General features: G+C 69.0%; 7 protein-coding genes and 1 pseudogene. 5 read left to right on the top strand and 3 right to left on the bottom strand.

The features are described 5' to 3' along the window. Positions 1–343: pseudogene (locus AC6LJ9_RS16575) on the bottom strand (NADP-dependent malic enzyme); the annotation flags it as partial. A 152-nt stretch (positions 344–495) separates the two neighbouring features. After that, positions 496–1,389, bottom strand: a complete 894-nt coding sequence (locus AC6LJ9_RS16570) for an FAD-binding protein (protein ID WP_498148406.1) — start codon at positions 1,387–1,389, stop codon at positions 496–498. A gap of 42 nt (positions 1,390–1,431) precedes the next feature. Between AC6LJ9_RS16570 and AC6LJ9_RS16565 the strand changes: the two genes are divergently transcribed. Continuing rightward, positions 1,432–2,592 carry a pyridoxal phosphate-dependent aminotransferase gene (locus AC6LJ9_RS16565; protein ID WP_498148405.1) on the top strand — a complete coding sequence of 387 codons (1,161 nt, stop codon included), beginning with the start codon at positions 1,432–1,434 and terminating at the stop codon, positions 2,590–2,592. A 79-nt stretch (positions 2,593–2,671) separates the two neighbouring features. Here AC6LJ9_RS16565 and AC6LJ9_RS16560 read toward each other — a convergent pair whose 3' ends face one another. Next, complete coding sequence (locus tag AC6LJ9_RS16560) at positions 2,672–3,490, bottom strand: lytic transglycosylase domain-containing protein (RefSeq protein WP_103275851.1); 819 nt, start codon at positions 3,488–3,490, stop codon at positions 2,672–2,674. A gap of 81 nt (positions 3,491–3,571) precedes the next feature. On the opposite strand from AC6LJ9_RS16560, the gene AC6LJ9_RS16555 reads away from it, so the two are divergent. From AC6LJ9_RS16555 to AC6LJ9_RS16540, 4 genes are all read left to right on the top strand, one after another. Beyond that, complete coding sequence (locus AC6LJ9_RS16555) at positions 3,572–5,116, top strand: UbiD family decarboxylase (protein ID WP_498148404.1); 1,545 nt, start codon at positions 3,572–3,574, stop codon at positions 5,114–5,116. A 636-nt stretch (positions 5,117–5,752) separates the two neighbouring features. Beyond that, a complete protein-coding gene (locus tag AC6LJ9_RS16550; protein WP_498148403.1) occupies positions 5,753–6,286 on the top strand; it encodes a hypothetical protein in 534 nt (177 codons plus the stop codon). Between the two features lie 157 nt (positions 6,287–6,443). Then, a complete protein-coding gene (locus AC6LJ9_RS16545) occupies positions 6,444–9,236 on the top strand; it encodes a hypothetical protein (protein WP_498148402.1) in 2,793 nt (930 codons plus the stop codon). Positions 9,237–9,345: 109 nt separating this feature from the next. Next, complete coding sequence (locus AC6LJ9_RS16540; RefSeq protein WP_498148401.1) at positions 9,346–16,131, top strand: SdrD B-like domain-containing protein; 6,786 nt, start codon at positions 9,346–9,348, stop codon at positions 16,129–16,131.

The following is a 16,131-nucleotide window of genomic DNA, read 5'->3' as shown; positions in this document are numbered from 1 at the left end:
CCGTCTCGTTGATCTCGATGTCGTACACATCCAGGCCGGCGAACTTCTTGAACAGCACCGCCTTGCCTTCCATCACCGGCTTGGACGCCAGCGCGCCGATATTGCCCAGGCCCAGCACCGCCGTGCCATTGGTGATCACGCCCACCAGATTGCCCCGCGCCGTGTAGCGGAACACATTGGCCGGGTCGGCCACGATTTCCTCACAGGCCGCCGCCACGCCGGGCGAATAGGCCAGCGCCAGATCGCGCTGGTTGGTCAGCTGCTTGGTGGGGGTGACGGAGATTTTGCCGGGGCGCCCGAACTCGTGATATTCGAGGGCGGCTTTGCGAAGATTGGCATCCATGGAATCGGCGAGAAGCTAGTGCTAGTACAGGAAAGGGAGAAATTCTATTCCTACGGCGGCCGGCGCGATATGGCTGCGGGCGCGGGCCGCGCCCGTCCGCCGTCCCGCGCCGGCGGGGCCAGCCCATCTTACCCGCGGCCCGCGGACCGTCGCTATTGCGAAAAAGCGAGTAAGGGAAAACGACCATCCGGGTCGAACAGCGCCTTGATCCGGGCGTCCAGCCTGCGTCCCGCCTGCCGCGCCGCATCGTCCAAGGACGGCGCGGCGCCGCCTCCCTCCCCCTCGGCCGCCGGCACGGCCGTGAGCAGCACCTCCTGCACCCAGGCCAGCGTGCCGCCGTGTCCCAGCAGCAGATGCGCCAGGTTGACCGTGGCGGGCGCCTGCGGCCGCAGCGCGTCCAGCCGGTAACGGCCGGCCCAGGCGCCGCCCGCGACGCAGGCGGCGGCGTCCGGTCCCGTGCTCAACTGGAACAGCGCCGGCACCAGCCGCTGCAGCGTGGCCGAGCGCAGCGGTCGTTCGTCGCTCTCGCCAAAGGGCCCCAAGGTTTCCTCCACCCCGTCGGCCAGCACCACGTCGGCCGCCAGGACCCCGGACTGCGCGCAGCGTCCCGCCGGCCAGGCTGCTGGCGCCGCCAGCCACTCGGCCAGCGTCATGGCGCCGGGCAGGCCGTCGAACTGCCGCAGGCCGGCCTGGGCCAGCACCGCCAGCGGCACGCCGGGCTGGGCCCGCCAGCGCGGCATGTCCCCGGCCAGGCGGGCCAGACCGCTGAGGTTCGCGGGATCCACCCGCAGACAGGGGCCGGCGGCGGCGGTCCCGTCCACGCCGTCCAGCGCCAGGGCCACGCCGTACTCGGCGCACAGCGCCCGGGCATGGGCTAGGTCGCCCTCGCGCGCGGGCGCCAGCCAGCCACGCGGGCCGTCCGCGCCGGCCTCGCCCAGGTCGCGCACGGCCCCCTGGCACAACAGCGTCAGGCGCTGCATGAATCGGGCCCAAGGCGTCTGCGCGGGACGCCGGCCGAGCAGGAAAGCGCGCCGGGATGGCTGCATGACTACAATTCCCCTTCTGCTTCAGATCGCTTCGAGAATCAAATGCCCCGCCTTGCCCATCGCACCAACGACTTTCTGACATTCCGAGTAATGGAACTCTTCAAGCAGGCGCAGGCCCTGCAGGCCGCGGGCAAGGACATTATCAGCCTGGGCATCGGCGAACCGGACTTTACCGCGCCGCCCCAGGTCGTGGAAGCGCTGGAACGCTCGGCGCGTTCCGGCCTGAGCGGCTACAGCCCGACCGCCGGCCTGCCCGCGCTGCGCGAGGCCATCGCCGGCTTCTACCTCGACCAGTTCGGCGCCCGCGTCGATCCCCGGCGCGTGATCGTGACCGCCGGCGCCTCCGGCGCCCTGACGCTGGCCTGCGCCGCGCTGGTCAACGCCGGCGGCGAAGTGCTCATGCCCGACCCCTCCTATCCGGCCAACAGCAACTTCGTGCTGGCCGCCGGCGGCGTGCCGCGCCTGATCCCCAGCACCGCCGACAAGCGCTTCCAGCTGTCCGCCCAGGACGTGGCGCAGCATTGGACGCCCGCCACCCAGGGCGTGCTGGTGGCCTCGCCCAGCAATCCCACCGGCACCTCGATCGCGCACGGCGAACTGGCCGAGCTGCTGGCCCAGGTGCGCGCCCGCGACGGCTTCGCCATCGTCGACGAAATCTACCTGGGACTGTCCTATGAAGGCCAGCCGCGCTCGGCGCTGACGCTGGACGACGACGCCATCGTCATCAACAGCTTCTCCAAGTACTTCCACATGACCGGCTGGCGCCTGGGCTGGATGATCGTGCCCGACAGCATGGTGGAAGCGGTCGAGAAGATCGCCTCCAGCCTGGCCATCTGCGCGCCCACGCTGGCCCAGCACGCCGCGCTGGCCTGCTTCACCGACGACGCGCTCAAGACCTACTCGCACCGCCGCGAAGCCTTCAAGCAGCGCCGCGACTACCTGCTGCCCGAATTCGAGCGCCTGGGACTGCGCGTGCCGGTCAAGCCGGACGGCGCCTTCTATATCTACGCCGACATCAGCGACCTGGGCATGGACAGCACCGCTTTCTCGCAACGCCTGCTGCTGGAAGCGGGCGTCGCGGCCGTGCCGGGCCTGGACTTCGGTCCGGCCCACGGCGACCACACCATGCGCTTCTCCTATGCCACCGGCCTGGACCGGCTGGAAGCGGCCGTCGATCGCATGGGCAAGCTGCTGGGTCACTGAACCGGCGTTTGGGTTCCATGAAAAGCAACGCGCCCCGAGGGGCGCGTTTTCCTGTAGCCGGGGCGAGACCGGATCGGGATCAATCCCTCGCCAGCGCGATGCCCGAGGCCAGCGCCAGGCGCCGGCGCTCGGCCTGCACCTTGGCGCCATAACCATTGTCGTCGGGGCCGGTGGCGCCGACGTAACAGGCCAGGCCGCCATCGACCGAGCCGCGCCGGTTGATGCAATCCTTCAGGATGGTGGCGCCCACCATGATGTTGGCGCCGGGATCCAGCGGATTCTTGCCGACCGCGTCGAACTTGTCCTGGTGGACGCTGGTCATGACCTGCATCAGGCCCTGCGCGCCCACATGGCTTTCGGCCAGCGGGTTGTAGCGCGACTCGATGGCGATCACGGCCAGCAGCAACAGCGGATCAAGCTGCTTGTCGCGGCCGACCTTGTACACCGTGCCCACCAGCGGGCCGGTCGCGTCATAGGCGACCTTGTACTTGCGCGAAATATAGTTGCGCAAGGCTTCGGCCTGCGGGCCGGTGGCGACCATGGCAGGCTTCTTGGGCGCCGGCGGCGCCACGCGGGCCGGCCCCAGCATGCCGGTGGCGTTGCTGGCGGGCGCGGCGGGCACGGCCATCGCAATGGCCGAGGACGAATCTATGCTGAGCTCGGATCCGGTATCGGACTCGGAACCCGCTTGCATGGATGTAGGCGCGAGGGCGGTCAACAAGGCTTTGTGCACCTGCAACGCCTGGTCGCGCAAACCAGGCAGGGCGAATCCCATGCTTACCGTCACGATCACGGCAATGCCCAGGTAGACGGAGCAAATGCGCAGGGATTCGGCAAGATAGTGGTGCACTCCTTGGGCCATGCGCCTGAACAGGCTGGCCACTGACGCATCGGGCATAAGACCTCCTGCGTATCAAAGAGGGGGTTAATGTTAACCTCTCTGGCTGATCGAAATGTAACCAAATTGCCGGGATCTGTAGTGAAATACCGCGACCTTCGAGACTTTCTCGCCCAACTCGAACGCATGGGCGAACTCAAGCGCATCGCCGCGCCCGTCTCCACGCGCCTGGAAATGACCGAGATTTCCGACCGCGTGCTGCGCGCCTCGGGCCCGGCCCTGCTGTTCGAGAACGCACAGCACGACGGCCGCCCGGCGCAGATGCCGGTACTGGCCAACCTGTTCGGCACGCCGGCGCGCGTGGCGCGCGGCATGGGCGCCGACGATGTCAGCGCGCTGCGCGACATCGGCGAGCTGCTGGCCTCGCTGCGCGAGCCCGAGGCGCCCAAGGGCCTGCGCGACGCGCTGGCCAAGGTCTCGATGCTGAAGTCGGCGCTGTGGGACATGAGCCCCAAGAACGTCAAGAGCCCGGCCTGCCAGGAAGTCGTCTGGGAAGGCAAGGACGTGGACCTGACCCGCCTGCCGATCCAGACCTGCTGGCCCGGCGACGTGGCCCCGCTCTTGACCTGGGGCCTGGTGATCACGCGCGGCCCCAACGCCAAGCGCCAGAACCTGGGCATCTACCGCCAGCAGCTGCTGGGGCCGAACAAACTCATCATGCGCTGGCTGTCGCACCGCGGCGGCGCGCTGGATTTCCGCGACCACGCGATCGCCCATCCCGGCACGCCCTTCCCCATCGCCGTGGCGCTGGGCGCCGACCCGGCCACCACGCTGGGCGCGGTCACGCCGGTGCCGGACAGCCTGTCCGAGTACCAGTTCGCCGGCCTGTTGCGCGGCTCGCGCACCGAGGTCGCGCAGGCGCTGGGCAGCAACCTGTCGGTGCCGGCCTGGGCCGAGATCGTGCTCGAAGGGCACCTGCTGCCGGCGTCCGACCCTCGCGCCCTGCCGCCCACCGTGCCCGAGGGCGCCCCGCCGCCTCCCGCCACCGGCTACGAGATGGCGCTGGAAGGCCCCTACGGCGACCACACCGGCTACTACAACGAGCAGGACTGGTTTCCGGTCTTCACGGTGGAACGGATCACGATGCGGCGCAATCCCATCTACCACTCCACCTACACCGGCAAGCCGCCGGACGAGCCGGCCGTGCTGGGCGTGGCGCTGAACGAAGTGTTCGTGCCGCTGCTGCGCCGCCAGCTGCCGGAGATCGTGGACTTCTACCTGCCGCCCGAGGGCTGCAGCTATCGCCTGGCCGTGGTGTCGATCCGAAAGCAGTATGCCGGCCACGCCAAGCGCGTCATGTTCGGCCTGTGGAGCATCCTGCGCCAGTTCATGTACACCAAGTTCATCGTGGTGGTGGACGAGGACATCGACCCGCGCGACTGGAAGGAAGTGGTCTGGGCCATGACCACGCGCATGGACCCGGTGCGCGACACGCTGCTGGTCGAGAACACGCCGATCGACTACCTGGACTTCGCCTCGCCCGTCTCCGGCCTGGGCGGCAAGATGGGCCTGGACGCCACCAACAAATGGCCGGGCGAGACCAGCCGCGAATGGGGCACGCCCATCGTGATGGACGCCGAGGTCAAGCAGCGCGTGGACGCCATGTGGAGCGAGCTGGGGCTCTGACCCCCCGGCGGGCGGCGCGCGATCTCCCCGCGCAATCGATTGAAGCCGCCCGCGCCGCGCCCCGCGCATCCAATCGTTACAAGCCGTTCCAAACGGGCTGTGAACGAGCGCTTCGAATTCGCCGAGAGCGGCGTCTTTCCAGACCTGGCGGCCGGTTCTTAAGACTCTCTTGAACTTTGTATGCGCCTCATCCGGGGCTTTCTACACTGCCGGCATGATGACTGTCCCGCGACGGTCCCGGCCCGGCAAGCACTGTCGCGCCCAGCGACACGCGGGCGGTCATTCTCGAACGAATCGGCAACCTCAACGCCGTCCCTGTTTTCCCCAGGGATGACGATCCCGACGGTCGTCATGCCGGCCTTTCCGGATTGAATCACCGCAGGCTTTGGCAGGCGCGCACAGACGCTCCGCCCGTGCCTCGCCCGGCCAGCGCGACCTGTCCGCATCCGCTCCTCCATTCCTGGCCGGGGCATGCGCCGGACAAGGATCCATCCCGTCGATCGTTCGCCGCAGTTCCCCGCGCCGGGAGCACGCGTCAGCCTCCTGCCGCGTGTCGAAGCAGGCGCCCGCTGAATCGCCGCCGCAGCATGCTCGCAATCGCGACGGCGTTCAAAACACTGAACAAGAGGACTCATCATGAAGAAAGTTCTGGGATTGATACTTGCCGCCAGCGTCGCGTTGGCCGCTCCGCTCGCCCACGCCAAGGAACCCGTTCCGGCCGCCAAGCGCATCGAACAGCCCGCCCCCGTCAGCGTCACGCTGAGCGCCTGGTCGGTCACGCTCGACAAGGCCGGCAAGGAGAAGTTCAAGCGCGCCGAATCCGCCAAGCCCGGCGACGTCATCGAGTATCGCGCCGAGCTGCGCAACGTTTCGCACGCCGCGCTGCAGGGACAGGCCCTGACGCTGCCGGTGCCTCCCGGCACCGCCTACGTGCCGTCCTCGGCGCGGCCGGCGCAGGCGCAGGCTCGCGCGGACGGTGGCAAGTTCGAGGCCATGCCGCTGATGCGCGTCGAGCGCAATGCGCAGGGCCAGGAAGAAAGAACCGCCGTGCCGCCCGAGGCCTACCGCGCGCTGCGCTGGCCGGTGGCTGATCTGCCCGCAGGCAAGAGCTTCAAGGCCACGGCCCGCGTGCGCGTGACCGACACGCCCGCCGAGGCGGCCAAGGACTAGGCCGCCCGCCACGGCGGCGCACCCGCTAGCCGCGCCGTCCGCACCTCACATCGCGTTTCCTTCATCGCGGCGCCGGATTTCCGTGCGCCCGGGGAGACGCTTTGCGTCCGAACACGGCGGAGGGCCGCGTTCGATGGTTCCACCTTTAAGGAAATTCATGAGAGCTCTACCCAAGAAGAGCGCCACACGCTGGCTCGGCGTTGCCGCGCCGGCGCTGGTGGCATGGTCATTGACCTCGGGCATCGCCCAGGCGGCGGCCCCGGCCGCCGGCACGATCATCAGCAACCAGGCAGCCGCGTCCTATACCGACGGCCAGGGCATCGACCGCGTATCGCAATCCAACGCGGTCGAGACCCTGGTGCTGCCCAAGGCCGCGTTCAGCCTGGCCAGCGACAACACCAAGCAGGCCGCGCCCGGCTCCACCGTGTACTTCTCGCACGCGCTGACCAACACGGGCAACGCCGCCGACCAATTCAAGATCACGGTCGACAAACCCGCCAACACGGTCGGCTCGCCGGCCTCGACCTGCGACATCTACATCGACGAGGATGGCAATGGCCTGCCTGACTCGAACACCTCGATCGGCACCTGCGGCAAGCCCTTCAACACGGCCTCGGTGCAGGCTGGCGGCGTCTACCGTTTCGTCATCGGCGCCACGGTCAACGGCCAGGCCGCCACGGGCGATGAAGCCACGATCACCGTCAACGCCAAGAGCGTCAATGATCCGGCCACGACCGGCGCGCCGGAAAAGAACACCGACACGCTGCAAGTCACCAACGGCGCGGCGTTCAACGTGAACAAGTCGGCCAACCTGTCCTCCGGCCCCACAGGCACGGTGATCACCTATACCTTCACCATCGCCAACACCGGCAACGCCGCCGGCGACCTGACCCTCACCGACGCGCTGGGCAACGGCCCCACCGCCGGCCTGCTCTACGTGTCAGGCTCGGGCGCCTGGTCCAATGGCCAGGGCGCGCTGACGGATGCGTCGGACGGCGCTGAAAAGAGCGACGGCAACGGCAGCTCGATCGACTACCAGGCCCCGACCGAGGCATCCAAGCCTGGCGACGTGGTGGTCAAACTGACGGGCTTCAATCCCGGCGTGACGCAGACCGTGACCTTCAAGGCCAAGGTGGCCAAGTCCGCCACGGTCGGCAAGGATATGACGACCAACTCCGCCGCCTACACCTGCCAGGCGGGCGACGGCGGCAAGGACTGCCGCACCAACGAAGTCAGCTTCGAAGTGCAACGCGCCATGAGCGTGGTCGCCAACGGCAGCACGTCCAGCAGCGCCAACGGTTCGAATGAACCGCTGACCGTGAGCGAGGCGACCGCCGGCTCGGCGGTGCGCTGGACCGACGTGGTCTGGAACACCGGCAACGACACCGAGACCTACCAGCTGACGCTGTCGAAAGACAATTTCCCCGCCGGCACGACGTTCATGCTGTTCCAGGCCGACGGCTCCACGCCGCTGGTCCAGGGCGTGACGCCGCCCATTCCGGCGCCCGGCTCCGCCGGCCTCTGCACGGCGCCGCTGGTCAAGGACGCCGAGACCAACACCTGCGGCTACCCCATCGTCGTCCAGGCCCAGCTGCCCATGAACGCATCCGGCGACGGTCCGTTCCAGGCCAGCTACATCGCGGCATCGACGTCCGATCCGTCGCAGACCGATGAAGTCCTGAACCTGCTGGACAAGCTGTCCGTCGCCTCCTTCGTGCTGGCCAACGACATCTCGGCCGCCCTGCGCGGCACGGCCACGCCCCAGACCACGCTGACGGCCACGGTCGGCGGCAGTGTCACCTTCCCGCTGTACGTCAAGTCCAACAGCGTCGACACCTTCGCCCTGTCGTACTCGGGCGCCGACTTCAACGCGGGCATCGTGCCGGCCGGCTGGCGCGTGGAATTCCGCTCGCCCACCGCCGGCACCTGCGACGCGCCCGGCGCGCAGATCATGAACGCCCGCGTCAACGAAACGGCTGACCCGTCGGACACGACCACGCCCGACGCCACGCTGATCGCCTGCGCCGTGGTGTCCGCGCCTGACGATGCCAGCCAAGGTACGCAGAAGGTGTACTTCAAGGCCACCGGCACCTCGGGCGTGTCCAGCGCCAAGCTCGACGCCGTGACCATCAGCGCCAATCGCAAGATTTCCCTGACGCCAAACCAGACCCTGCAGATCGCTCCCGGTGGCAGCGTGACCTACAGCCACGTGCTGGCCAACCAGGGCAACCAGGCCGAAGGCGGCACCTGCTCGGCCATGAGCTTCTCCGGCGACAACTCGCAAGCGGGCAACGGCTGGACCTCGGTCGTGTACTACGACGCCAACAACGACGGCGAGCTGGATCCGAGCGACCCCGTGGTCGAATCGCTGGAGCAAATCACCGCTTCCGGCAAGTACACCGACGGCACCGCCGCCGTGGCCGGCACACTGCCCACGGGCAAGGGCCTGCGCCTGTTCGTCAAGGTCTTCGCTCCGTCGAGCGCGGCCGTCGGCGAAACCGACAACCGCACGTTGATGGCTATCGTCAAGAACGGCAGCGGCGCCGACGCCTGCGACAGCCCCGAGCCGGCCGCGCAAAGCGTGGTGGACACCACCAACGTGATGACCGCGCAGATCCGTCTGCTCAAGGAACAGGGCCTGGACGCCAAGTGCGATGGCGTCGTCGACCTGGCGTTCAGCGCCACGCAGATTCAGGTCAAGCCCGGCGAATGCGTGATCTATCGCGTGCAGGCCAGCAACCAGGGCGTGGACGAAGTCACCAACGTGATCATGAACGATTCCACGCCGGCCTTCTCGACCTACGTCGACATCAAGGAAACGCCGGTCTGCACTCCCGGCCAGGCCACCACGCCGGCCAATGGCGGCACCGGCCCCGTGACCTGCAACGTGGGCGAGCTCAAGCCGGGCGCCAAGGCCACGATGCAGTTCAACGTCAAGCTGGACGACTGACCGTCCTTTCCCGCTCGCCAGGACGCAAACCCTGGCATCCGACACGAGGCGGCTCCCGCCGGAGCCGCCTCGTCATTTCCACCACCCTGATTCCGAAAGATTGATACGCATGCCTGTAGATTGGAAGAACTTCCTGTCTTTCCCCCAGGAGCGCGCAACCGGCGCGACGCGGCCAGACCTGGCCGCGCGCGGACGGGGCCGGCTCGGGCGCGCCTGTCGCGCGCTGGCGCTGGCCGCGCTCCTGCTGCCGGCATGGGCATCCATCTTCAGCGCGCCCGCAAGCGCGCAAACGCCGGCCGCGGACGCGCCGCATGCCGGCGTCCTGCTGCGCACCCAGGCCGAAGTTACCCTGCTGCAGCCCGGCCAGACCCAGGAAGTCCGCCTCTATTCCAACGTCGTGGAAGTCCGGGTCACCCCCGTGGAAGCGCTGCTGCTGACGCCCGGCGGCGCGCACGATGGCGTGCCCGGGGCCAGCGTGGAGCTACCGCATGTACTGACCAATACCGGCAACATCGTCTCGGGCTACGTCTTCGATCTGGATGTCATTGCCGGCAGCTTCGCGCCGCAAGCGCCGCACATCGTGCATGACCGCAACGACAACGGCGTCGAGGACGACGGCGACGTCCGCATTCCACTGCAGGGCCCGGCGTTCACGCTGGAACCCGGCGAAGCCGCCAGCCTGCTGGCAGTCGCCACCGTGCCCGACGAAGCGCAGGACGGACAGGCTGCCGTGCTGCGCCTGTCGGCCAGATCGCAAGCGCGCAGCGTGCTCACCAGCAAGAACGATCTCATCATCGTGCGCGAGGGCGCGGCCTTCATGCTGCACAAGACGGCCGACACGAACCGCGCGCAAGGCGGCGACGTGATCGGCTACACGCTCGACGCCACCAACAACGGCAACGCCGTTGCCCAGGGCACGGACACCGGCAAAGACCTGGACGGCGCTACCGGCGCGCTGCGCATCGACGGTGCGGCCGCCAGGGCCGTGCTGCTGCACGACCGCATCCCGGCGCATACCCGGCTGGTCAGCGGCTCGCTGGAAACCGCCATCGCCGGGGCCCGGCGACTCTGGCACGCGCCGGGCGACGCACCATTTTCCTATCGTTCCAGCGAAGTCGCCAACGCCGACGAGGTGGCCATCGCGCTGCCTGCCGTGCAGCCCAACCAATCGCTGCGCATGCGCTTCTCGGTGCGCGTGGACGACGACCATGCCGGCCGCGTCGACAACGTCGGCGTGCTGAACTTCCACGCCGCCGCCTTGCCCGACGGCGTGCGCGCGCATCCGAGCAATACCGTGCCCGTGATGATCGACGGTCCCGAGGGCGCGGACCTGACGCTGGTCAAGACGCACGACGGCAATTTCCACGCCGGCCTGGAGCAGGCATACACGCTGAAAGTCCACGCGACGAACCAGCCCAGCGCCGGCCCGATCACCGTCATCGACACGCTGCCTGACGGGATGCAGCTGGTCTCGGCGACCGGTCCGCTGTGGACTTGCGACGCGGCCGGCCAGACCGTCAGCTGCCAGACCTCGCAGACCGTCGGCCCGGACTCGCCCAGCGCGCCGCTGACGCTGCTGGCGCGCGTGCCCGCCGCCACGCTGGGCGGCCAACCCGCCATCACGCTGGTCAACCGCGCCGCTGTCTCCGGCGGCGGCGAGCCCGCGGCCTTCGCCGACAACAACACGGTCGAGGATCCCACCGTGATCGAAGCGGGCGCCAAGCTGTCCGGCAAGGTCTGGCTCGATCTCAACCGCGATCGTCTTCACCAGGGCGGGGAACGCCCGCTGGCCGGCTGGCGCGCGCAGCTGCTGCTGCCTCACAACGATCCGGCCGCGCGCGGCGCCGGCCTGCGCAACGTGGTCACCGGCCCCGGCACGCAGTACCGCCTGATCCAGGAGGCCGTGACCGACGCCGCCGGCGCCTACCACATGCAGGACGTGACGCCGCGCGAGGACTACGCGCTGCGCTTCCTGTCGCCATCCGGCTATCAGTACGCCACGCCCGTGGACGGCGACAATGGCGCCGCCCAATCGGGCGCGCGGCCCGATGCCGACGCGGGCATGCTGGTGGACCTGTCGATCGCGGCGAACGCCGACATCACCGGCCAGAGCCTGCCCGTCATTCCCAGCGGCGTGGTCTATGGCTCGTCGAATCGCCAACCGCTGGCCGGCGCCACGGTGCGCGTGACCGGTCCGGCCGGCTTCGATCCCGCGCGCCACCTGGTGGGCGGAGCCGACAACGCAGAACAGCGCAGCAGCGACGAAGGCATGTACCAGTTCCTGCTCACCTCCGGCGCGCCGGCGGGCCGCTATCGGTTGCAAGCGCAGCCCTCGGCCGGCTACGTGTCCCCGTCCGCCGCCTTGCCGCCCCAGCCCGGCGCCCTGGTCCTGCCCGCCGGCTCGGCCCCGCTGGCGGTGCAGCCGCAAGTCGCCCCGCCGCAGCCCGGCGAGGCCACGACCTACTACACCCAGTTCACGGTATCGCCCGGCAGCCGGCCCGTGGCCAACAACCACCTGCCGCTGGACCAGGCCGCGACCCAGGGCCTGCTGCTGCGCAAGAGCGCGTCCAAGACCGTTGTCGAAACCGTGGACTTCGTGGACTACGCGCTGGAACTGAACAACCAGACGGGCGGACTGCTGGCCGGCGCGACCTTCGAAGACCTGCCCGCCGCCGGATTCGTGTATCAGGAAGGCTCGGCGCGCGTCATCACCGCCGCCGGCGCCAGCGCCGTCGAGCCGCTGCTCACGCCCAATGGCAAGGGCGGCCTGTCCATGCGCTTCGACCTGCCGTCTCTGCGCCTGGCCGACCAGGAAATGCTGCGCCTGACCTACCGCATGCGCGTGAACGTCGGCGCGCTGCAGGGCGACGGCGTCAACCGCGCCCGCGCCGCCAGCGGCGCGCTGCGCTCGAACGAAGCGTCGGCCCGCGTGAAAGTGGTGGGCGGCGTGTTCGCCGAAGAAGCCTTCGTCATCGGCAAGGTCACGCTGGACTGCAACCGCAACGGCGTGCAGGACGAGAATGCCGGCGAGATCGGCATCCCCGGCGTGCGCCTCTACCTGGAAGATGGCACCTTCGCCGTCACCGACAGCGAGGGCAAGTACAGCTTCTACGGCCTGCGTCCGATGACGCGCGTGCTCAAGCTCGACCTGACCACCTTGCCGCCGGGCGCGGTGCTGGGCTCGGCCGGCCATCGCAACAGCGTCGATGAACAGGCATCGCCCGCCGTCCGCACCCGCCAGGCCAGCACCCGCTTCGTCGACCTGAAGAAGGGTGAGCTGCACAAGGCCAATTTCGTCGAGCAATCCTGCGCGCCGTCGGTGCGGCAGGACGTGATGGCGCGCCGCCAGGCCGCGTCGGCTCAGCGCGACGAAACCGCCGCCAGCGTGCGCCGCGACTTCAAGGCGCAAGCCCAGATTGTCGAAGCCACCGACGTGCGCAGCCGCCCGCAGACCGGCTACATGGACCCGGAGCGCGGCGCGCCCGGCGTCGACCAGCCGCCGGCACGCGACGAAAAATCGTCGGCGACGCGCGCGACGCGGACCGATGGCGCGAGCGCCGCCAGCGCGCCGGCAGCGGCCCCGGCCCGGCCCATGGAGGAGCTGCTGCCCGGAGCCGGCCCGGTACTGGGACTGCTGAACCTGAAGGAAGGCCAGATCCTGCCCATCGCCCAGACCGCCATCATGGTCAAGGGCCGGCTCGGCGCCGTCTTCCGCGTCATGGTCAACGGCGCCGAGGTGGGCCAGGACCGCGTCGGCAAGAAAAGCCAGCTGCAAGACCAGGGCGTGCAAGGCTGGGAATACGTGGGCGTGAACCTGCGCCCCGGCGTCAACCGCATCCAGGTCGAACAGCTCGACGGCATGGGCAACGCGCGCGGCAGCGCGTCCGTCAGCGTGATCGCGCCGGGCAAGCTGGCGCGCATCGAGCTGAGCGCGCCCGAGCGCCCCATGGCCGACGGCCGCACGCCGGCCAGATTGCGCCTGCGTCTGACGGACCGCGACGGCGTACCCGTGACGGCCCGCACCCAGGTGACGCTGAACGCCACGATCGGCCAGTGGCAGCTCGAAGACCTGTCGCCCGCCGAGCCGGGCACGCAGATCTTCGTGGAAGGCGGCCAGGCCGAGCTGCCGCTGACGCCGCCCGCCTCGCCCGGCGAGGGCCACGTCGAGGTGCAGGCCGGCACGCTGCGCAAGAAAATCGCGCTGGCCTTCGTGCCGGAACTGCGCCCCATGATCGCCGCCGGCATCGTCGAGGGCAGCATCAGCCTGAACCAGATCGACTTCTCGAAAATGGAGCCGGTGCGCTCGGGCGATGTATTCGAGCGCGAACTGCGCGCGCACAGCCGCTCTTTCAACGGCGGCAAGGGCTCGGCGGGCGGGCGCGCCGCGTTCTTCCTGAAGGGCAAGATCCGCGGCGACTATCTGCTGACCGCCGCCTATGACTCGGAGAAGACCACGCGCGATCGCCTGTTCCGCGATATCCAGCCGGACGAGTACTACCCCATCTACGGCGACTCGGCCCAGCGCGGCTTCGACGCGCAAAGCACCGGCCGCCTGTACGTGCGCATCGACAAGGACAAGTCGTACCTGCTGTATGGCGACTACACCACCGCCTCGTCCGACACGGTGCGCCAGATCTCGCAATACTCACGCTCGCTCAACGGCGTCAAGGGCCACTACGAGACGGACATCCAGGGCCACAAAGTGGAAGTGACCGGCTTCGCCGCGCACGACACGCTGCGCCAGATGGTCGAGGAATTCGCCGCCAACGGCACCTCCGGCCCGTTCCAGCTGCGCCATGGCGATCTGTACCTGAACAGCGAACAAGTGGTGGTGCTGACGCGCGACCGCAATCAGCCTTCCCTGATCCTGCGCAGCGAGACCAGGCAGCGCTTCGTGGACTATGAGCTCGAACCCTGGACCGGCCGGCTGTTGTTCAAGGCGCCGATCCCCAGCTTCGACGCGGATCTGAACCCCAACTCGATCCGCGTGAGCTACGAAGTCGACTCCGGCGGCGAGGCCTTCGCGGTCTATGGCGCCGACGCTCAGGTCCAGGCGACCGAGAAACTGCGCGTGGGCGGCGTCTACGTGCGCGACGAAGATCCCGGCAAGTCCTTCGGCATGCGCGCGGTGACGGGCGAATACAAGTTCGGCGAGCGCACCACGCTGTCCGCCGAGCTGGCCAGCACCCGCAACGGCGACAGCAGCCTGCTGGACAGCCAGCTGACCGGCCAGCCCGGCGGCCAGGGCGCGACGCCGACCGCCGCGCCCGGCGCCGACCTGCTGGGCGAGCACTCTGGCAGCGCCCGCCGCGTGGAGTTCCGCCATGAAGGCACGGATCTGAACGTGCTGGCACAGTACGCCAGCGCCGACGAAGGCTTTGACAATATCTCCGCGCCGGTCTCGCAAGGCCGCACCGAGATCGCCGGCAAGGCCGAATACCGCATCAACGAACGTACCGCGCTGCGCGGCGAGATCCGCAGCAGCGAGGACGAACGCTACGGCAGCAAGCGCGAAGGCGCCACCGTGTCGGTGGAACGCCGCCTGAGCGAGACCGTGGTGGCCGAGGCCGGCATGCGGCGCTATGCGGAAACCGTCGCCGACAACGGCTACCTGGCCGAATCAGGCGTGGCGCCCTACTCGGGCACCACCCTGCGCGGCAAGCTGAGCGTGCAGTGGCCGACCAACCCGAACGCCGTCGGCTACCTGGAATACGAACAGGACGTGAGCGAGGCCGACCGCCGCGTCGCGGCCGTGGGCGGCGAATACCGGCTGGGCTCCGGCGGACGGATCTATGGTCGCTACGAATTCCTGTCCAGCCTGGGCAGCCTGTATTCGCTGAACGACACGCAGCAGCGCTACACCGGCCTGTTCGGCTTTGACACGCAGTACATGAAGGACGGCTCGGTGTTTTCCGAATACCGGATGAACGATGCCATCGATGGCCGCAGTGCCCAGGCCGCCGTCGGGCTGCGCAACCTGTGGGGCGTGACCGATTCCTGGCGGCTGGGCACGACCTTCGAAAGCACGCGCCCGCTGTTCGGCCCCGAACGGGGCGACAGCGGCGGCTACGGCGGCGCTTTCTCGATGCCCGGCGACTACGCCAGCCTGAACGAAAGCTCGGTGGCCGGCACGGTGGCGGCCGAATACGTCGGCAGCGAGCGCATGAAGTTCAGCACGCGCCTGGAAGCGCGCCGCGCCACCTCGCTGGACAGCTATCTGCACACCGCGGCCGTGGCCTACAAGCTGTCGCCGGACTGGACCCTGCTGCTGCGCAACGGCGTGCAGCTGGACAAGGGCCGCGACGGCAACGCCGGCGACGCGACCCGGCTGCGCCAGCAGATCGGCGCGGCCTACCGCCCGGTGGACAACGACCGCTTCAATTTCCTGACGCGCTACGAGCATCGCGCCGAGCGCCTGTCGGGCGCGGCCACCAGCTACCTGGCCGGCTCGGCCGGCGGCCTGGACAGCGGGTTCCTCGCCAGCGGCCTGCGCCAGGACACGCACATCCTGTCGGCCCACGCCAACTGGCAACCGATCAGCAAACTGACGCTGTCGGGCCGCTACGCCTTCAAGTGGACCACCGACGAGTCCAACGGCCTGTCCTCGAAGAACTGGGCCCACCTGGTCTACGGCCGGGCCATGTGGGACCTGGCCCGGCGCTGGGACGCCGGCGTGCAGGCTTTCGCCATGAGCGGCAAGGGCGGCGCGCGCCAGACCGGCTTCGGCGTGGAAGCCGGCTACATGGTGACGCCCGACGTGTGGGTGTCGGTGGGCTACAACTTCAGCGGTTTTCGCGAGACCGATCTCGCCGGGGACGCGCAGACCAACCGGGGCGTGTTCCTGCGCCTGCGGATGAAATTCGACGAATCGCTGTTCGAAGGAACGGGAGAATGA

The organism is Achromobacter sp. 1011811831 (assembly GCF_059760905.1).
Note: the sequence above shows the minus strand (reverse complement) of the source record. Positions and strands in the feature narration are given on the sequence as shown.